Source organism: Synechococcus sp. CBW1004 (assembly GCF_015840715.1).
In the GTDB taxonomy this organism is placed as follows: domain Bacteria; phylum Cyanobacteriota; class Cyanobacteriia; order PCC-6307; family Cyanobiaceae; genus Cyanobium.
Genome location: NZ_CP060397.1, coordinates 1,700,486 through 1,718,530, shown reverse-complemented (window position 1 = coordinate 1,718,530; position 18,045 = coordinate 1,700,486). Strand labels below are relative to the sequence as shown.

Genomic DNA, 18,045 nt, shown 5'->3' with positions numbered 1-18,045 from the left:
TCGTCGTCACCAGCCCGCGCCGCGGTGGCCCCGCGTCCCGTCCTCGCCGCACCAGCGCCCCTTCATCCCCCATCTCCGTGATCTCCTCCGCCGTGCCGTCCGATCCGGCGACCGCTGTCCCGAGTGGGGCCTCCGCCTTCCAGGCACTGCTCGAAGAGCTGCATCAGCGCCATCGGGAGCGGCGCGATGGAGCCGTGGCGGATTACATCCCCGAACTCGCCCGCGCCCATGCGGACGGCTTCGGCATCGCCCTGGCCACCGCCGACGGCCGCGTCTACAGCGTCGGCGACACGGAGGTGCCCTTCACGATCCAGTCGATCTCCAAGCCCTTCGTCTATGGGCTGGCCCTGGAGCAGCGCAACGAGGCGTGGATGCGCCGCAAGGTGGGTGTGGAGCCTTCAGGGGAGGCCTTCAACGCCATCAGCCTCGATCCGGACAGCGGCATTCCCCGCAATCCGATGATCAACGCCGGCGCCATCGCCACCACCGCCCAGGTGCAGCAGCTGGCAGGCCATGGGGCCATCGATCTGCTGCTGGATCACTTCTCGGGGCTCGCCGGCCGGCCCCTGGAGATCGATCAGGCGGTGTACGTCTCGGAGCGCGACACGGGCCACCGCAACCGGGCCATCAGCCATCTGCTGCGCAATGCCGGTGTGATCGAGGAGGACCCCGAGCCGTCGCTGGATCTTTACTTCCGCCAGTGCGCCATCTCCGTCACCTGCCGGGATCTGGCCCTGATGGCGGCGACCCTGGCCTGTCAGGGGGTGCAGCCGATCAGCGGCCGGCGGCTGCTCAGCCGCGGCACCTGCACCCGCATGCTCGCCCTGATGGGCACCTGCGGCATGTACGACTACGCCGGCCACTGGCTCCACGATGTGGGGATGCCTGCCAAGAGCGGCGTGGCCGGTGGGGTGCTGGCGGTGGTCCCGGGCCTGTTCGGGCTGGCGGTGTGGTCCCCCAGGCTCGATCGCTTCGGCAACAGTGTGCGCGGCATCGCGGTGTGCGAGGAGCTGTCCGAGCGTCTGGGGCTGCACCTCTACGACCAGAACCCGGCGGGCCACGATCCCATTCATCGCAGCAGCAACGGTGAGTGGATGCAGTCGCGGCGCCTCAGGCCGGCACGGGATCTCAGGCAGCTGAACGCGACGGGGGAGCGGCTGCGGGTGCTGCAGGTGCAGGGGGTGCTCGATGCCGGAGCCTGTGAGGTCCTGCTCACGCGACTGGAGGAGACGGCGGCCGCGGCGGATCTGCTGGTGCTCGATCTCGGCCGGGTGGTGGAGCTTCAGGTGAGCTGCAGGCCGCTGTTGCGACGCCAGCTGGCCGCGCTGGAGCAGGCCGGAACGGAGGTTCTCCTGACTCCGGTGGACCTGCTCGGAGCCGATGGCGGCGACGCCGCCGGGGCCGACGGTCTGGCGGGGCTTCGCTGGTTCGAGAGCCTCGATCGCGCCCTGGAGGCCGCCGAGGACCTGCTGCTGGAACGACCGACCGCCGATCAGCCCCGGATGGATCAGGTGGCAAGCGGTGACGGGTATGGGGAGCTGGTGGAGAGCCTGGATCCGACGGTTCGCGAGGTGATTCAACCTCTGCTGCACTCCCGCCGCTTCGCCGATGGTGAGGTGGTGATCCGCCGCGGTGAGCGCAGCGACTGTCTGCTGATCGCCCGCGAGGGCCTCTACGAGACCAGCCTGGGTCTCTCCCCGGCCGGCACCGCCGGCCCACGCACCAGGCTCGCCACCTTCTCCCCGGGCATGTGCTTCGGCGAGATCGGCTTCCTGGGCGACACCCCCCGCACCGCCGACATCGTCTGCCTCGGAGGGGGGAGCTGCTGGGAGCTCCGCCGGAACGACTTCGAGGACCTGCGCCGCGACAATCCCGAGGCGGCCTGCGCGCTGCTGGTGGCCATCGCCGCCGACATCGGCATCAAGCTGGCCCGCGCCAGCCTGCAGCTCTGCCTGCTCGAGCTCGGGTGAGTGGCTGCCAGGGCCGGTGTCCGAGAATGAGGCGATGACCAGCACCTCCCGGGTGATCACCTCGCCAGCCCACGTCAGCAGCACCAGCGATCCGGAGGCGGCCTTCACGGGCCCCGGTTCGATGCAGCCCGGTGGCGTTCCGGATCCGGTCGGCTCACCCGGACCGTCCGGCCGCGGCAGCTACTGGATCACCACCTTCGGCTGCCAGATGAACAAGGCCGACTCGGAGCGCATGGCCGGCATCCTCGAGGCGATGGGCTATCGCGAGGCGCCGGCGGAGCTGGAGGCCGATCTGGTCCTCTACAACACCTGCACCATCCGCGACAACGCCGAGCAGAAGGTCTACAGCTACCTGGGCCGCCAGGCGCAGCGCAAGCGCGCCAACCCCAACCTCACCCTGGTCGTCGCCGGCTGCGTCGCCCAGCAGGAGGGAGAGGCGCTGCTGCGCCGTGTGCCCGAGCTCGATCTGGTGATGGGGCCCCAGCACGCCAACCGGCTCGGCACCCTGCTGGAACGCGTCGAACAGGGCCAGCAGGTGGTGGCCACCGACGAGCACCACATCCTTGAGGACATCACCACCGCCCGCCGCGACAGCCGGGTCTGTGCCTGGGTGAATGTCATCTACGGCTGCAACGAGCGCTGCACCTACTGCGTGGTGCCCTCGGTGCGCGGCAAGGAGCAGTCGCGTCTGCCCCAGGCGATCCGCCTGGAGATGGATGGGCTGGCGGAGCTGGGGTACCGCGAGATCACCCTGCTGGGGCAGAACATCGACGCCTACGGCCGCGATCTGCCGGGCATCACTCCGGAGGGCCGCCGCGCCCACACGCTCACCGACCTGCTGTACCACGTGCATGAGGTGGAGGGCATCGAGCGGCTGCGCTTCGCCACCAGCCACCCCCGTTACTTCACCGAGCGGCTGATCGATGCCTGCGCCGATCTGCCCAAGGTCTGCGAGCACTTCCACATCCCGTTCCAGAGCGGTGACGACGATGTCCTGCGCGCCATGGCCCGCGGCTACACGGTGGATCGCTACCGCCGCATCATCGACCGCATCCGCTCGCGCATGCCCGACGCGGCGATCAGCGCCGATGTGATCGTGGCATTCCCGGGTGAGAGCGATGCCCAGTACCGCCGCACGCTCGCCCTGATCGAGGAGATCGGCTTCGATCAGGTGAACACCGCCGCCTATTCACCCCGTCCCGGCACCCCGGCCGCCGACTGGCCCGAACAGCTCGAGGAGAGCGTCAAGGTGGAGCGCCTGCAGGAGCTCAACGCCCTGGTGGAGCGGGTCGCCCGACTGCGCAGCGCCCGCTACCAGGATCGGCTTGAGCAGGTGCTCGTGGAGGGCGGCAACCCCCGGGATCCCGAGCAGGTGATGGGGCGGACGCGCACCAACCGGCTCACCTTCTTCCCCGCCCGGCGCCCGGACGGCACCGCCATCGTCCCCGGCGACCTGGTGGAGGTGCGGATCGACACCGTGCGTTCCTTCTCCCTCAGCGGCTCGCTGGTCTGAATCCCGGCGCGACAGCCGTCGCCGCCCCCTGGTCAGCGGCGGGATCACTGATACGTTTGGCGCCGTTTCGATGGCGCTCCCCCAGGGCGCTGCTGCGCGTCCGGATGCCCCACTCTCCCGTCTGCGTCGGTCTGGTGTTCGGGGGGGCCTCCGGCGAGCACGCCGTCTCGATTCGCTCGGCCGCCACCGTGCTCGGGGCTCTGCGGCAGGGCGCCAACGCCGAGCGCTACCTGGTGCGCTGCTTCTATATCGATCAGCTGGGGCGCTGGTGGGGCGAGCCGGAGGCGCAGGCGGTGCTGCAGGCGGGGACCCCGGCGAGGCCCGAGGAGCTTGGCGCGGTGTCCCGCCCCGGTTTCCAGGGCTTCCCTGCCGGAGCTCTGGATGTGGAGGTGTGGCTGCCGGTGCTGCATGGCCCCAATGGGGAGGATGGCACCATCCAGGGGCTGTTCACCCTGATGCAGGTGCCGTTTGTGGGCTCCGGGGTGCTGGGCTCCGCGGTCGGTATGGACAAGCAGGCGATGAAGGCGGCCTTCGCGGCCGCCGGACTCCCCCAGGTGCCGTACGTCTGTGTGCAGGCGGCCGAGCTGGCGGCCGCTCCCGAGGCTCTTCTCGATCGTCTCGAGGCCCGGCTGGGCTTCCCCTGTTTCGTCAAGCCGGCCAATCTCGGCTCCTCGGTGGGGATCAGCAAGGCGAGCGATCGCGACACTCTTCTGCAGGGTCTGCGCACTGCTGCGGCTCTCGATCCGCGCCTCGTGGTGGAGCAGGGGGTGCAGGCCCGCGAGCTGGAGTGTGCGGTGCTGGGCACGCGCGAGCTGCGGGCGTCGGTGGTGGGCGAGATCCGCTTCGACGCCGACTGGTACGACTACGACACCAAGTACAGCGATGGTCTCAGCCATACCGTGATCCCGGCGCAGGTTCCCGGGGATGTGGCTGAGCGGGTGCGCCGCATGGCGATCGAGGCCTGTCATGCCGTCGCCGCCAGCGGCCTGTCGCGTGTCGACTTCTTTTACGAGGAAGCCACGGGCGCTCTCTGGCTCAACGAGATCAACACCTTCCCCGGCTTCACCAGCCTGAGCATGTATCCGATGCTGTGGCAGGCCAGCGGTCTGGAGCTCCCCGATCTGGTCCACGAACTCGTGCGGGGAGCGAGAGAATCGCTGGCGCCTCATCACTCCCCTGGGGAGATCCACCCATGAGCCACGGCCTGCTCTGGTTGCCGCTGCTGCTGGTGTTCGTTCTGCTCACCGGCCTGGGCTGGCTGGAGCGCCGGCGTCAGCGATTGTTCCGTGAATGGGCGGAGGGCGCCGAGCTGGCCAAGCTCGATGCCTGCGGTGCCGCTCGCCTGCGTGATGGTCTGCTCACCTGGAGTCGCTTCTCGGCGGGTCGCTTCGAGCCGGAGGGCGAATTCGTCATCAAGACTCTGGAACTGGTCGAACTGCTGTCCCTGCATTCCGGGGAGGCGCCCCTCACCGAGGAGAGTCAGGGCGCCTGCCGGCTGCGTCTGGTGGGCGGCGGCCAGCAGAAGGATCTTCCCTTCGCCGATGCCCAGCGTGCCCGCCAGTGGATCGGCGAGCTCATGGCCCGCTCCCGCTGCGATCTCTGAATCCCCCACCGCCATGTCCACCCCGGAACGATGAGTGCCTCCTCCATGACCACGGGCAGCGACAGCGATCCATCCCCTGAGGCGGCGGAAGCCTCCCCGCGTGCCACGCCGGCGGCGACCGTTCCCCTGCCGCCGGGCGCGGCGCGTCGACGGGAGCTCCGCCAGCAGCGCCGGGCCGAGCGGTGGCGCAATCTCTGGAGGCTGGTGGTCTTCAGCGGCCTCTCGGCCGGCCTGGCCACGGTGCTTCTGCGACAGGGCTGGATGCTGCAGAGCCCGTCGCAGGTCGAGGTCAGCGGCAGCCGCATGGTCAGCCGCGAGCAGGTGATCCAGGCGGGTCAGCTGCGCTTCCCGCTGCCGCTGCTGGCCCTGCGCCCGCGTGAACTGAGAGCCACGCTTTCGGCCGCTCTGCCGGTGGAGCAGGTGCGCGTCAGCCGCTGGATGCTGCCGCCTCGTCTGCGGGTGGAACTGGTGGATCGCCAGGCGCTGGCCCGCGCCCAGCGGCGCGGTCTCCATGGCCCTGAGCCGGGCTTCATCGATCGCGTCGGCAACTGGATCGATCAGCGCCAGAGCGCAGGGCTGGCGATTCAGCCCCACAGCGACATCATGGTGATCGGCTGGCAGGAGCGGCACCGCCCGGCCCTGGCTGCGGTGCTGGCTAACCGAGCCTTGATCGGTCCGGGTCTCAAGGAGGTCCGCTTCGATGAGAGCGGTGACCTGTGGCTGACCACCAGGGAACTCGGCTCCCTGCGCCTCGGTCCTGTCGACGGGCAGCTGCGACGACGCCTGGAGGTGGCCTCACACCTCAATCGCACGCTGCCCGCCCAGATCCGCGGCAAGCGGCCGGAGTGGATCGATCTCAGCGACCCTGAACAGCCTGAGCTCAGCCTGGCCGGTGCGGTGCGCATCCTCGATGAGGGCAGTCCGGCGACGGCCCGCAGGCCTCCAGGGGGCCAGTAAGTACACCCCACTCCCCCACTAAACTCGCCGCGGTCCGCCAGCCATCGCACACAGGTGATTGCCTGGCGCTGCATTTGGGGACAATCTGTTCTACTCACACCAGGCCTGGGCCCTCCCCCCCGACATAATGCAACCGCAGTCCAACGGATTTCCTCCGGCGAAGGTCCTTGATCCAGGCCTGGCTGTGTCCGTTCCCCCGTCTCCCGAGCCTGCGGCGCCCCCCTACGACGAGCCCCACCACATGACCGAGACCTCGCCCAGCGCCAACGGGATCGTTCCGAGTCAGACGGCCCGCATCGAGGTCATTGGAGTCGGCGGGGGCGGCAGCAACGCCGTGAACCGCATGATCGCCTCTGATCTGCAGGGGGTGGGTTATCGGGTGCTCAACACCGACGCCCAGGCTCTGCTCCAGTCCTCGGCGAGCAATCGCATCCAGCTCGGCCAGAAGCTGACCCGCGGCCTCGGCGCCGGTGGCAACCCGGTCATCGGCCAGAAGGCAGCGGAGGAGTCGAGAACCGAGCTGCAGCAGTCCCTGCAGGGCACCGACCTGGTGTTCATCGCTGCCGGCATGGGTGGCGGCACCGGCACCGGGGCGGCACCGATCCTGGCCGAGGTGGCCAAGGAGTGCGGCGCCCTCACCGTGGGCATCGTCACCAAGCCTTTCGGGTTCGAAGGCCGCAAGCGCCTGCGCCAGGCCGAGGAGGGCATCGCTCGGCTGGCGGAGCATGTCGACACCCTGATCGTCATCCCCAATGACCGCCTGCGGGATGCGATCGCCGGTGCCCCGCTTCAGGATGCCTTCCGTGCCGCCGATGATGTGTTGCGCATGGGCGTCAAGGGCATCAGCGACATCATCACCAAGGCGGGCCTGGTCAATGTCGACTTCGCTGACGTGCGCTCGGTGATGGCTGATGCCGGCACCGCCCTGCTCGGCATCGGCGTCGGTTCCGGTCGTTCCCGTGCCAGCGAGGCTGCCCAGGCGGCGATGACTTCGCCGTTGCTGGAGTCGGCCCGGATCGATGGTGCCCGCGGCTGCGTGATCAACATCAGTGGCGGCAAGGACATGACCCTCGAGGACATGACCACGGCCTCTGAAGTGATCTACGACATGGTCGATCCCGACGCCAACATCATCGTGGGTGCGGTGGTGGATGAGGCGCTCGAGGGCGAGATCCACGTCACGGTGATCGCCACGGGCTTCGACAGCGGCGCCACCTACCGTCCCGAACCCAGGCCTAGCAGCTTCACCGAGCCGCTCACGGCCACCTCCTCCAGCGAGGACCGCGGCGCCATGATTCCACCCTTCCTCCTCAATCGTCAGACCCGCATCGACTGAACCGGCTGTTTGTGCCCTTCAGACCCGATCCCGAGCCAGGCTCAGGGACATCCCTCCCATGGAGTGGTGTCCCTGAGCCTGGCTCGCCGGTGGGATCGTTGAGTCTGGAACCCAGGCGGGTGCTCCTGCCCCGCGCCGGTGAGAGCCGCTGAGACGGTCGTTCGTCCGCCGCCTCTCCATCTTGTTCGCCGTCCACCGCGATTGCAAAGCACAGGAGCAGAGGCGTCGGGCCGAACAGCTGTCCTGCCGAAAAGCCGTCGCTCCGAACAGACGTTGTGCGAATCCGATCGGGATTGGTCCGGTCTCCTGAGGCTTGCCGGGCTCCGGAAAGATCGCGGAAGAAACCCATCGCACAAGACACCCACTCACCACCTTCGGCGAAGTGGCACGGGGAGGACTTCGCCATCCCGGACCTTGAGCGCTCCCCTCAGCCGCGTCCTTGGGCCGGGGGGCGCGGCTGCTGACGAGCTCCCTTAGCTGAGAAGAGGCCTCTGGTCGACAGCGGACCAGCCGGACTGCGACGACTCGGCCCGTGAGGGTCGGTCACCTCTGCATGTGGTGACCCGGAGACCACGCCTGCCCTGAGCATCCCGTGTGGCTGCTCCCTTCCGGTCCTGACCAGATTTGGGCGTCCGGGCCGCGTGGGTCCGAGTCGCGATGATGCTAGCAATGGCCCCTCCCCACCGGACCCTGCCGGTTTCCCGCCAGTCGTGACGATGCGTCCCGCCGATCTACAGCTCCGGAAGCAGGAGGGGCGGCCGATCTCGGTGCTCACCGCCTGGGACGCCCTCTCCGCCGCCGTGGTGGCTGAGGCCGGAGCTGATGCGCTTCTGGTGGGGGACTCCCTGGCGATGACGGTTCTCGGCCATGGCACCACCTTGCCGGTGACCCTCGACGAGATGCTGCATCACACCCGCGCCGTCGGGCGGGGTCTTGAGGCCTGGGCCCTGCAGCGGTTGCGCCACCCTGATCCGCCCGCGACCGCAGAGGAGCGTGCCGATGCGCTGGTTCGTCGGCCGCTGCCGCGCACGCCGCTGCTGATCTGTGATCTGCCCTTTCTCGCCTATCAGTGCAGCGCCGATGAGGCCCTGGCCGCTGCCGGACGGGTGCTGAAGGAGTCCCCTGCGGCAGCGGTGAAGCTCGAAGGCGCTGAACCCGAGACCCTGGCGGTGATCGACCGCATGGTGCGCAGCGGCATTCCGGTGATGGGGCACCTCGGTCTGACTCCTCAGTCGGTGCATCAGCTCGGCTACCGCCGCCAGGCCCGCGACCCATTGGCCCAGGAGCGCCTGCGGCGGCAGGCGGAGCGCCTGGAGGCCGTGGGTTGCTTCTCCCTGGTGCTCGAGCATGTGCCCTCCACGCTGGCGCTGGAGGTGAGCCGCAGCCTGCGGATCCCGGTGATCGGCATCGGCGCCGGCGACGGCTGCGACGGGCAGGTGCGTGTCACGGCCGACCTGCTCGGTCTGACGGAGCGCCAGCCTCCCTTCTCGCCGCCACTGCTCGAGGGTCGCGCTCTGGCGACCACGGCACTGCGTCAGTGGATCAGCGGCCTGTCGGCTGTCGCTCCTCCCACCAGACCAGAAGCTCACGCAGCACCGCGTTGCTGAGGGCCAGCCCCTCGGGATCGCTGAGCCGCCAGCGCGGGCCCTCCACCTGCAGCAGGCCCTGCTGCTCGAACGCGGCCAGCCGCTCGCGCAGCCCGTTCAGCATCCGAGGACCCAGCCCCACCGCCTCGAACAGCCGTTCGGCATGCACCCCTTCCCGGCGCCGCAGCCCCACCAGCCAGCGGTCCTCCCAGTCCACCCCAGGCTCCTCCGTGTCGCCGATCCCTGCAGGGGGCGCATCGACGGAGCCCATCCCGGACTCCGGGGGCCGCTTCTGCTCAGACAGCCAGGCGGCATAGGCCTCTCGGGTGCGGGGGCGTGCCTGCCTCACGCCGTGCGGGGCGGCGGTGGCGCCCATGCCGAAGCCCCACCAGCCGGCCCCGCTCCAGTACACGCGGTTGTGGCGGCTGGCATGGCCGGGCAGGGCGTAGTTGGAGATCTCGTAGTGGCCGTAGCCCGCCGCCGCCAGGTGCCGGCCTGTGAGCAGCATCAGGTCGGCAGCGGTGTCCTCCTCCGGCAGGTTCAGCTGCCCATGGCGCTGGCGGAACGCGAACACGGTGCCCGGCTCCACGATCAGGTCGTAGATCGAGAGGTGGGGCGGCTCCAGGGCGATCGCCTGCGCCAGTTGTTCCCGCCAGCGCGGCGGATCCTGCCCCGGCAGGGCCTGCAGCAGATCGAGGCTCCAGCTGCGCAGCGCCCCGCGCCGCTGTGCCTCCCGCAGCCAGCCGGCGGCCTCCAGCAGATCGGCGGCCCGGTGACGTCGGCCCAGGTCGGCGAGCACGGCATCGTCGAAGCTCTGACCGCCGAGGCTGACGCGGTTGATGCCGGCCGACAGATAGCCCTGCAGGCGCGGCTGATCGAAGCTCGCCGGATCCATCTCCAGGCTGATCTCGGCACCGGGCGCCAGGCCGAAGCGGCGCTGCAGAGCCTCGAGGAGGCCGCCGACCTGGTCGGGGGTGAGCAGCGAAGGGGTGCCGCCCCCCAGATACACCGTCGACAGAGGGGGGCCATCCGGGGACTGGGCGATCTCGCGTCGCAGCAGATTCAGGTAGCTCGCGATCGACGCGGACCCGGGGCCCTCCGCGCCATCGGCTCGGTCTCCAAGGGGAACCACGGCGAAATCGCAGTAGAAGCAGCGCCGATGGCAGAAGGGGATGTGCAGATAGGCCGAGCGCGGGTTCAAGGGCGGTAACCCAGGCCTGGCAACGGGCGCTGAATCGGGCATGCTGCGATGCTGACGCGACGGGCCTCCGGACGACGCCATGGTGGACACCCTCATCCTGGTGCTGTTCCTGATCTCCGGCGCCGCCACGGGCTGGCTGGGGGTGGATCTGCTGCCCGAGAAGCTGCTGCTGCAGGTGACCAATCCCGAGGGTCTGCGCACCGTGCTGGCCGGTTTCGGTGCCTTCTTCGGCCTGCTGGCGGGCTTCTTCTTCCAGCAGCTGCGCAAACGCCTGATGGCTCAGGTGCGCAGCATGCCCACCGATCTGCTGATCAGCCGCGCCGTTGGCCTGATCCTGGGGTTACTGGTGGCCAATCTGCTGCTGGCCCCGATCCTGCTGCTGCCCCTGCCCTGGGAGGTGGTGCTGGTGAAGCCGCTGGCGGCGGTGCTCAGCAACGTCTTCTTCGGGGTCCTGGGCTACAACCTCGCCGAGGTGCATGGGCGCACCCTGCTGCGCCTGTTCAACCCCACCAGCGCTGAGGCACTGCTGGTGGCTGAGGGTGTGCTGCAGCCCGCCAGCGCCAAGATCCTCGACACCAGCGTGATCATCGATGGCCGGATCCGCGGTCTGCTCGATTCGGGGCTGCTGGAGGGCCAGGTGATCGTGGCTCAGGCCGTCATCGACGAACTGCAGACCCTGGCTGATTCCTCGAACGCCGAGAAGCGCGGCAAGGGTCGCCGCGGCCTGAAGCTCCTGGGGGAGCTGCGCGAGCGCTATGGCCGCCGCCTGGTGGTCAACACCACCCGTTACGAGGGGAACGGCGCCGATGACAAGCTGCTGCGCCTCACCGCCGACACCGGTGGCACCCTGCTGACGGCCGACTACAACCTGGCTCAGGTGGCGGTGGTGCAGGATCTGAAGGCGCTCAATCTGAGCGAGCTGGTGATCGCTCTGCGCCCCGAGGTGCAGCCGGGTGACGACCTCCAGCTCAAGATCGTGCGGGAGGGCAAGGAGGCCGACCAGGGCATCGGCTATCTGGAGGACGGCACGATGGTGGTGGTGGAGGACGCCCGCCGCCGCATCGGGGAGCGCCTGGCGGTGACCGTCACCGGTGCCCTTCAGACCCCCACCGGTCGGATGGTGTTCGCTCGCTGCGAGAGGGCCTTCGAGAAGGCCGCCGATAAAGCCAGCCCTGAGAAGGGCTCTGACCGTGACGCTGCCCGCACCGAGCCCCAACCGACCGCGGAGATCACTGCCGCTGCCGATCCCAGCGCGGCCCGGACCACTTCAGGCGCCGCCAGCGACCGCGCGACGTCCCTAGGCCCCGTGCCGCTGCCTTCCCCCGCGGAGAAGCCCACGAATGATCGCTCTGCCGGGTCCGGCAAGGGCAGTGACCGCGGCGCCTCGGCGCCGGGTTCGCGCCGTGAACGGCGAGGCTCCGGTCGCTGAGGCGAGACCGCTGCTGTGCCCGCCCATCTGCAGGTCACACCCTGCCGCTGGTGATGCGCTGCCGGGCACTCCAGCGGCAGGGACGCGTGGCACCGCGCCTGATGGGCCGCAGGCCCCCCTCGGCCGGCTCGCCCGTTTCGCTCGGTTGCCGCTGTGGCTTGGGCGCCGGCAGGGCTCTCGCCTGCGGAGGGGACATTCGTTCCGAGCCGGCGGACGGCGGCCTCCCCGACCCGGCTAGGCTCCGGGTTCCCTCCAAAGTGTGCGTGGATGACGGCTTCGGCCCCCTACTACGGCGATTCGGCCGTGTTCCGCACCCCTCCCCCCGATCTGCCTTCGCTGCTGCTGAAGGAGCGGATCGTCTATCTGGGGCTGCCGCTGTTCTCGGACGACGATGCCAAGCGGCAGATGGGCATCGATGTGACGGAATTGATCATCGCGCAGCTGCTCTATCTGGAATTCGACAATCCAGAGAAGCCGATTTACTTCTACATCAACTCCACGGGCACCAGCTGGTATTCGGGAGATGCGATCGGCTTCGAGACCGAGGCCTTCGCCATCTGCGACACCCTGCGCTATGTCAAGCCGCCGGTGCACACCATCTGCATCGGCCAGGCGATGGGGACCGCCGCGATGATTCTCTCTGCCGGCACCAAGGGGCAGCGGGCGGCTCTGCCCCATGCCTCGATCGTGCTGCATCAGCCCCGCTCCGGCGCCCGCGGCCAGGCCAGTGACATCCAGATCCGGGCGAAGGAGGTGCTGCACAACAAGCACACCATGCTCGAGATCCTCTCGGGCAACACAGGCAAGAGCGTCGAGCAGCTCTCCCGCGATTCCGACCGCATGACCTATCTCACCGCCGAGGAGGCGCGCGAGTACGGCCTGATCGACCGGGTGCTCAGCAGCCGCAAGGACGTGCACCAGCCGGTGGCCACCGCAGCCGGCATCGGCTGAGGAGGGCAGGCTCCGGCCCCTGGCCAGCCCCTTTTCCCATCAACGACCCCCGTCCGTTCTTCCCACCCCTGAACCATGCCCATCGGCACTCCGAGCGTTCCTTACCGCCTTCCCGGCAGCCAGTACGAGCGCTGGGTCGATATCTACACACGCCTGGGTGTCGAGCGGATCCTGTTCCTGGGACAGGAGGTGAGCGACGGCATCGCCAACAGCCTGGTGGCGCAGATGCTGTATCTCGATTCGGAGGACAGCAGCAAGCCGATCTATCTCTACATCAACTCGCCGGGTGGATCGGTGACCGCCGGCCTGGCCATCTACGACACGATGCAGTACGTCAAGAGTGACGTCGTCACCATCTGCGTCGGTCTGGCCGCCTCCATGGGCGCCTTCCTGCTGGCGGCAGGCAGCAAGGGCAAGCGTCTGGCCCTGCCACACAGCAGGATCATGATCCACCAGCCCCTGGGGGGGACCAGCCAGCGCCAGGCCAGCGACATCGAGATCGAGGCGCGCGAGATCCTGCGCATCAAGGACATGCTCAACCAGAGCATGGCTGACATGACCGGTCAGCCACTCGAGAAGATCGCCAGGGACACCGACCGCGACTACTTCCTCAGTGCGGCCGAGGCAGTGGAATACGGCCTGATCGACCGGGTGATCGCCCATCCGAGCGAGGCCTGAGCCGGGAGTCGGGGGGAACGGCCCTTTTGTAGGCTCGCTGTTTGCTCCGCCCGCCGCGCCCTGATGGCCCAGCTCTTCTACGACTCCGACGCCGATCTCAGCCTGCTGAATGGCAAGACGGTGGCCATCATCGGCTATGGCTCTCAGGGCCATGCCCATGCCCTGAACCTCAAGGACAGCGGCGTCAACGTGGTGGTGGGCCTCTATGAAGGCAGCCGCTCGGCCGACAAGGCCCGTGCCGACGGCCTGGAGGTGCTCAGCGTCGCCGATGCCTGCGCCAAGGCCGACTGGATCATGGTGCTGCTTCCCGACGAGGTGCAGAAGGATGTCTACGCCAAGGAGATCGCTCCCCATCTGAGCGCCGGCAAGGTGCTGAGCTTCGCTCACGGGTTCAACATCCGCTTCGGCCTGATCCAGCCGCCCGCCGATGTTGACGTGGTGATGATCGCTCCCAAGGGCCCCGGCCACACGGTGCGCTGGGAGTACCAGAACGGCATGGGCGTGCCCGCTCTGTTCGCCGTGCATCAGAACGCCAGCGGCAAGGCCCGTGACCTGGCGATGGCCTATGCCAAGGCGATCGGCGGCACCCGCGCCGGCATCCTCGAGACCAACTTCAAGGAGGAGACCGAGACCGATCTGTTCGGTGAGCAGGCGGTGCTCTGCGGCGGTCTGTCCGAGTTGGTCAAGGCCGGCTTCGAGACCCTGGTGGAGGCCGGCTACCAGCCCGAGCTGGCCTACTTCGAGTGCCTGCATGAGGTGAAGCTGATCGTCGACCTGATGGTCAAGGGCGGCCTCACCGCCATGCGCGATTCGATCTCCAACACCGCCGAATACGGCGACTACGTCAGCGGTCCGCGCCTGATCACCGCCGACACCAAGGCGGAGATGAAGCGCATCCTCACCGACATCCAGGACGGCACCTTCGCCCGCAACTTCGTGGCGGAGTGCGAGGCGGGCAAGCCGGAGATGAACAGGATCCGCCAGCGCGACTCTCAGCACCCGATCGAGCAGGTGGGCAAGGGACTGCGCTCGATGTTCAGCTGGCTGAAGGCCTGATTGCCTCCACGGGTGTCGCAACGGCTTGTCGCGACACCCCTCGCCCGGTGGAAGGTGCCATGGCCGCGGGTCTCCCGTCCGGGAAGCACCTGCGGCTTTTTCGTGGTCTGGCCTCGCGCCATCACGCTCGCCCAGACAGGGATCTCCCTGGAGGAGCGCCCTGCCTTCCCATCGCAGGCCCACGCTCCGACTGCCGTGTTCTCCACACCCACCGATGTGACCGCGCCCCATGACCTGATCGCGGGTTCCGGAGGCGTCCTCCCGTTCTGCGCTGCCCTCGTTTGAACGTTTCTCTGCCTCCGCTGCCGGCCGCCTCCGGTCCGGGCCTGCAGGTCTGGCTGCTGGTGGCTCTGGCCTGTGGTCTTGATCGCCTTGTCGGGGACCCCCACGGTCTGCTCCATCCGGTGCAGGTGATGGGCTGGTGCATCGCCCGGTTGCGGGGTGGGGCCGAGGCCTGGGCGGGGGATCGGCCGCCGGCGCTGCGGGCGGTCGGTGGCGGGATCACGTTGCTGCTGGTGCTCGGCAGCGCCCTGGCAGGCTGGAGCCTGGAGCGACTGGCGCTCGTGGCACCCGTGCTGGGCTTGCCGCTTTTGTTGATCGGCCTGGCGAGTGCTCTGGCCGGCGGCAGCCTGCGAGAGGCGGTGCATCAGGTGCTGGAGGCGCTGCCGGATCTGCAGGAAGCGCGTCAGCGCCTGGCGTGGATTGTGGGCCGCGATGTCAGCGGGCTGAGCGAGCCGGAGATCCTGCGGGCAGCGGCGGAGACCGCCAGTGAAAACGCCGTCGACGGCCTGTTCGCGCCCCTGTTCTGGATGCTGGTGGGGGGCGCCTGGTGGGCGTGGGGCCTGCGGGCGGGTGTTGACGCCGTGCCCGGTCCGTTGGCGCTGGCCTGGAGCTTCAAGGCCGCCAGCACCCTCGATTCCATGCTCGGCTACCGGCGTGGCCGCCTGCGCTGGCTGGGGACGGCGGGTGCGCGACTCGATGATGCACTCACCTGGCTGCCCTGCCGCCTGGTGGCGCTGAGCCTGCCCTGGGCGGCGGGCCGGCCCTGGGCCTGCGGTCGCTGGTTTCAGGCAGCGCTGCGGGATGGTGCGGCCGATCCCTCTCCCAATGCCGGCGTCTCCCAGGCGGCCTATGCCCATGCGGCGGCTGTGCGCCTGGGAGGGGTGAACCGTTATGCGGACGGGCTGAGGCGCAAGCCCGTGTTGGCGGCCGGCCGGCCGCCTGCTGATCAGGAAGCGGTGAAGCGCATCATGGGGCTCAGCGATCGCCTCGAGGTTCTCTGGTTGGTGTTGGCGGGTGCTCTGGCTCTGCTGCTCTCGCGACCGTCCTGACGCGCTGAGGGGCTCAGTAGGCGCCGCGGTCGCGAGGATCGAGCACCACCATCACCGTCTTGAGAATGATTCTGAGATCCATCAGCACGCTGCGGTGGCGGGCGTAGCGAACGTCCAGCTGCACACGCTCTTCGTAGGAGAGGTTATTGCGGCCGGAGACCTGCCAGAGGCCGGTGAGGCCGGGACGCACTGCCAGTACCTCCTCCATCCGATCCCCATAGCGGGGAAGCTCGTTGCGCACGATCGGGCGAGGGCCGACCACGCTCATCTCGCCACGGAGCACATTCAGGAACTGGGGCAGTTCATCGAGGCTGGAGCGTCGCAGGAACTTGCCCAAGCGGGTGATACGCGGATCGTTCCTGAGCTTGTAGTCGTTGCGGAATTCCTCTTCAAGATCTGGAGAACTCGACAGCAGGGCGCTCAGAATCTTGTCGGCATCGCGGCGCATGGTTCGGAACTTGATGCAGCCGAAACTGCGGTAGTCGCGTCCGACGCGCTGCTGCACGTAGAAGACGGGGCCGCGTGAGGTGAGCTTGACCAGAAGTCCCAGTGCCAGGAACACCGGCGATCCCAGGGTGAGCACCGTGAGCGAAAAAATGATGTCGCCTGCCCGCTTGAAGGTGCGCGACCGGCGCGACTGCAGACCGATCAGCTGGCTGGCGCTGGGGTTGGCAGAGGCCTCAAACGGAGAAGGTTCAGACGCCAGGGCGGCGGCGTCGAAGGGTTGTGCAAACGTTCCGTATGAAGCAACCATGCCCACCCGCGCAGTTACTTGAATCTAAAGCCATGTCTCGCTGAGACTCCAGAGACTGAGGTCACTCAGTCCAGAGGCACAGGAGGGTGCAGGGGGGAGCGGCGGTGCCTCAGCTTCCGCCGGTGCCGTTCCCAGAGTTGTTCCAGCAGGGGCAGCATCCGCCGCTCGAAGCGCTCCGGCGCGAAAGTCTCCGCCCACAGGCGCTGCCCCTCCGGGGGCAGCTGTCGCCACAGGCGCTGGGCCTCGAACTGTTCCAGCGCCGCCGCCAGGCTGGCGGCGTTCTGCTCGGGGAAGAGCAGGCCGGTGGGATGGGAGGCGCCGGCCTCCAGGCAGCGCACGCTGTCGCACAGTCCACCGGCGCCGTAGCCGATCACCGGCGCGCCGGCGGCCATCGCCTCCAGCGGGGCGATGCCGAAATCCTCCAGTCCGGCATAGACGTAGGCGCGGCAGCGCTCCAGCCAGTTGTTCACCTCATGGTCGGGGCAGCGCCCCAGAAAGCGGATGTGGGGTCCGGCCATCGCCTGCAGTCGTCGCCGCTCCGGCCCGTCGCCGATCACCACCAGGGGCAGGCCGGTGCGGTTGAAGGCCTCCACCACCACATCGACGCGCTTGTTGGGCACCAGCCTGCACACACTGAGATAGGTGTCATCACGGGGCCGGTCCCAGCGGAAGCGACTCACCTCCACCGGTGGGTGGACCACATCGGCCCGGCGGTGCCAATAGCGACGGATGCGGCTCGCGGTGAAGCGGGAGTTGGCGATCAGGGCGTCGGGCCGCAGGGCACTGAGTGCATCCCACTGACGCAGCCGGTGCAGCTGCCAGCGGACCAGAGGTCCCAGGGGGCCCTGCGCCAGGGAGGAGCTGGCCAGGTAGGGATGCATCTGGTCCCAGGCGTAGCGCACGGGGGTGTGCACGTAGCTCACGTGCAGCTGGTCCGGACCGGTGAGCACCCCCTTGGCCACCAGGTGGGAACTGCTCAGCACCAGGGGATAGGCGGCGAGATCCAGTTGCTCGATCGCCAGCGGCAGCAGCGGCAGATATTGCTGCACGTGGCGTACGCCGCCCGGCAGACGCTGGATGAAGCTGGTGCCGATGCGGCGTCCTGCCAGCCAGCTGCCGGCGCGCTCACTTTCGCCATCCACCAGGGCGTAGAGCGCGGGCGGCACACCGTGGCGGCCGAGCAGGGCATCGATCTCTCGCACCACCAGCTCAGCTCCGCCTCGCGAGCGGGGGCTGAACCACTCGTGCACAAGGGCGATTGCGGAGGGGAGGCCGGCCATCGCCGCACCGTAGGCAGCCGTCGGCTGTGCCGATCCGTGGCCTACATCACGAAAACTCTCAGCCGATTGCCCCGCCGCTGCGCCCTGTCGAAGCTGGGACCCGGTATGGAGCGAATGACCGCAACCGATGGCGATCCGTGAACTCCTCGAAGATGCTCTCCAGGAGCCCTCGATCGCCAGCACGGCTCGGTTCCGCTGGCATGCGACGCCGGTGGGCATCGCCGCTCTCTGGAGTGAGGGGGTGCCGCCACCGTCCCCGCCTTATGACGTGGCGCTGGAGGAGGGGCTGGAGGTGGGCCTCGATCTCAGCCGGGAGGAGCGGGAATTCCATCAGGTCAAGTCGGGCCTGGTGCTGTTGTTCCACTCCTGATCCCTTGGGCATGGGCGGCTCCTGAGGGGC

Annotated in this window: 15 protein-coding genes, 1 other RNA gene and 1 pseudogene; 13 read left to right on the top strand and 4 right to left on the bottom strand. The window is 68.7% G+C overall.

Annotated elements, in window-relative coordinates; translation table 11 throughout:
- Positions 1–77 precede the first annotated feature (77 nt).
- The 6 genes from glsA (at position 78) to ftsZ (ending at position 7,379) form a co-directional block, all read left to right on the top strand.
- Positions 78–1,970 carry a glutaminase A gene (glsA, locus tag H8F25_RS08300; RefSeq protein ID WP_197213115.1) on the top strand — a complete coding sequence of 631 codons (1,893 nt, stop codon included), beginning with the start codon at positions 78–80 and terminating at the stop codon, positions 1,968–1,970.
- Between the two features lie 121 nt (positions 1,971–2,091).
- Entirely contained in the window at positions 2,092–3,483 is a 1,392-nt protein-coding gene (gene miaB / locus H8F25_RS08295) for a tRNA (N6-isopentenyl adenosine(37)-C2)-methylthiotransferase MiaB (RefSeq protein ID WP_197213629.1), read from the top strand.
- Between the two features lie 104 nt (positions 3,484–3,587).
- Positions 3,588–4,679 (top strand): D-alanine--D-alanine ligase family protein, encoded by a 1,092-nt coding sequence (locus H8F25_RS08290; protein WP_197213105.1) that lies wholly within the window; start codon positions 3,588–3,590, stop codon positions 4,677–4,679.
- Entirely contained in the window at positions 4,676–5,086 is a 411-nt protein-coding gene (locus H8F25_RS08285; protein ID WP_197213104.1) for a hypothetical protein, read from the top strand. The genes H8F25_RS08290 and H8F25_RS08285 overlap by 4 nt, the downstream gene beginning before the upstream one ends.
- Before the next feature lie 30 nt (positions 5,087–5,116).
- Entirely contained in the window at positions 5,117–6,043 is a 927-nt protein-coding gene (locus H8F25_RS08280; protein WP_231597272.1) for a cell division protein FtsQ/DivIB, read from the top strand.
- Between the two features lie 241 nt (positions 6,044–6,284).
- Positions 6,285–7,379: a cell division protein FtsZ gene (gene ftsZ / locus H8F25_RS08275; protein WP_197213103.1), complete on the top strand. Its 1,095-nt coding sequence runs from the start codon at positions 6,285–6,287 to the stop codon at positions 7,377–7,379.
- 557 nt (positions 7,380–7,936) lie between these two features.
- On the opposite strand, the gene ffs is transcribed toward ftsZ, so the two are convergent.
- Positions 7,937–8,033: signal recognition particle sRNA small type (gene ffs / locus H8F25_RS08270), an RNA gene on the bottom strand.
- A gap of 62 nt (positions 8,034–8,095) precedes the next feature.
- Between ffs and H8F25_RS08265 the strand changes: the two genes are divergently transcribed.
- Positions 8,096–8,986, top strand: a complete 891-nt coding sequence (locus tag H8F25_RS08265) for a 3-methyl-2-oxobutanoate hydroxymethyltransferase (protein ID WP_197213102.1) — start codon at positions 8,096–8,098, stop codon at positions 8,984–8,986.
- Here the strand turns inward: H8F25_RS08265 and hemW are convergent.
- A complete protein-coding gene (gene hemW / locus H8F25_RS08260) occupies positions 8,922–10,208 on the bottom strand; it encodes a radical SAM family heme chaperone HemW (protein WP_197213101.1) in 1,287 nt (428 codons plus the stop codon). The two genes, H8F25_RS08265 and hemW, sit on opposite strands and share 65 nt — an antisense overlap.
- Positions 10,209–10,245: 37 nt before the next feature.
- Between hemW and H8F25_RS08255 the strand changes: the two are divergent.
- The 5 genes and pseudogenes from H8F25_RS08255 to cbiB form a co-directional block, all read left to right on the top strand.
- A pseudogene (locus H8F25_RS08255) lies at positions 10,246–11,307 on the top strand (PIN/TRAM domain-containing protein); the annotation flags it as partial.
- A gap of 555 nt (positions 11,308–11,862) precedes the next feature.
- Positions 11,863–12,546 (top strand): ATP-dependent Clp protease proteolytic subunit, encoded by a 684-nt coding sequence (locus tag H8F25_RS08250; RefSeq protein WP_197213097.1) that lies wholly within the window; start codon positions 11,863–11,865, stop codon positions 12,544–12,546.
- Positions 12,547–12,621: 75 nt separating this feature from the next.
- Positions 12,622–13,224, top strand: a complete 603-nt coding sequence (locus H8F25_RS08245; protein WP_197213096.1) for an ATP-dependent Clp protease proteolytic subunit — start codon at positions 12,622–12,624, stop codon at positions 13,222–13,224.
- Positions 13,225–13,287: 63 nt separating this feature from the next.
- Positions 13,288–14,280 carry a ketol-acid reductoisomerase gene (ilvC, locus tag H8F25_RS08240; RefSeq protein WP_197213095.1) on the top strand — a complete coding sequence of 331 codons (993 nt, stop codon included), beginning with the start codon at positions 13,288–13,290 and terminating at the stop codon, positions 14,278–14,280.
- A 281-nt stretch (positions 14,281–14,561) separates the two neighbouring features.
- A complete protein-coding gene (cbiB, locus tag H8F25_RS08235) occupies positions 14,562–15,611 on the top strand; it encodes an adenosylcobinamide-phosphate synthase CbiB (protein WP_370525853.1) in 1,050 nt (349 codons plus the stop codon).
- A gap of 13 nt (positions 15,612–15,624) precedes the next feature.
- Here the strand turns inward: cbiB and H8F25_RS08230 are convergent, their stop codons facing one another.
- Positions 15,625–16,365 (bottom strand): sugar transferase, encoded by a 741-nt coding sequence (locus H8F25_RS08230; protein ID WP_197213094.1) that lies wholly within the window; start codon positions 16,363–16,365, stop codon positions 15,625–15,627.
- A gap of 65 nt (positions 16,366–16,430) precedes the next feature.
- Positions 16,431–17,645 (bottom strand): glycosyltransferase, encoded by a 1,215-nt coding sequence (locus H8F25_RS08225; RefSeq protein ID WP_197213093.1) that lies wholly within the window; start codon positions 17,643–17,645, stop codon positions 16,431–16,433.
- Positions 17,646–17,772: 127 nt separating this feature from the next.
- Here H8F25_RS08225 and H8F25_RS08220 point away from each other — a divergent pair, with 127 nt between their 5' ends.
- Complete coding sequence (locus H8F25_RS08220; RefSeq protein ID WP_197213092.1) at positions 17,773–18,015, top strand: hypothetical protein; 243 nt, start codon at positions 17,773–17,775, stop codon at positions 18,013–18,015.
- Positions 18,016–18,045: the final 30 nt, after the last annotated feature.

What these genes read in the sequence shown, in the direction of transcription:
- H8F25_RS08250 (WP_197213097.1), top strand. Translation starts at nt 11,863, where the DNA reads ATGACGGCTTCGGCCCCCTACTACGGCGATTCGGCCGTGTTCCGCACC.
- ftsZ (WP_197213103.1), top strand. Translation starts at nt 6,285, where the DNA reads ATGACCGAGACCTCGCCCAGCGCCAACGGGATCGTTCCGAGTCAGACG.
- H8F25_RS08280 (WP_231597272.1), top strand. Translation starts at nt 5,117, where the DNA reads ATGAGTGCCTCCTCCATGACCACGGGCAGCGACAGCGATCCATCCCCT.
- H8F25_RS08225 (WP_197213093.1), bottom strand. Translation starts at nt 17,645, where the DNA reads ATGGCCGGCCTCCCCTCCGCAATCGCCCTTGTGCACGAGTGGTTCAGC.
- H8F25_RS08230 (WP_197213094.1), bottom strand. Translation starts at nt 16,365, where the DNA reads ATGGTTGCTTCATACGGAACGTTTGCACAACCCTTCGACGCCGCCGCC.
- hemW (WP_197213101.1), bottom strand. Translation starts at nt 10,208, where the DNA reads ATGCCCGATTCAGCGCCCGTTGCCAGGCCTGGGTTACCGCCCTTGAAC.
- ilvC (WP_197213095.1), top strand. Translation starts at nt 13,288, where the DNA reads ATGGCCCAGCTCTTCTACGACTCCGACGCCGATCTCAGCCTGCTGAAT.
- miaB (WP_197213629.1), top strand. Translation starts at nt 2,092, where the DNA reads ATGCAGCCCGGTGGCGTTCCGGATCCGGTCGGCTCACCCGGACCGTCC.
- H8F25_RS08265 (WP_197213102.1), top strand. Translation starts at nt 8,096, where the DNA reads ATGCGTCCCGCCGATCTACAGCTCCGGAAGCAGGAGGGGCGGCCGATC.
- H8F25_RS08290 (WP_197213105.1), top strand. Translation starts at nt 3,588, where the DNA reads ATGCCCCACTCTCCCGTCTGCGTCGGTCTGGTGTTCGGGGGGGCCTCC.
- H8F25_RS08285 (WP_197213104.1), top strand. Translation starts at nt 4,676, where the DNA reads ATGAGCCACGGCCTGCTCTGGTTGCCGCTGCTGCTGGTGTTCGTTCTG.
- H8F25_RS08245 (WP_197213096.1), top strand. Translation starts at nt 12,622, where the DNA reads ATGCCCATCGGCACTCCGAGCGTTCCTTACCGCCTTCCCGGCAGCCAG.
- H8F25_RS08220 (WP_197213092.1), top strand. Translation starts at nt 17,773, where the DNA reads ATGGCGATCCGTGAACTCCTCGAAGATGCTCTCCAGGAGCCCTCGATC.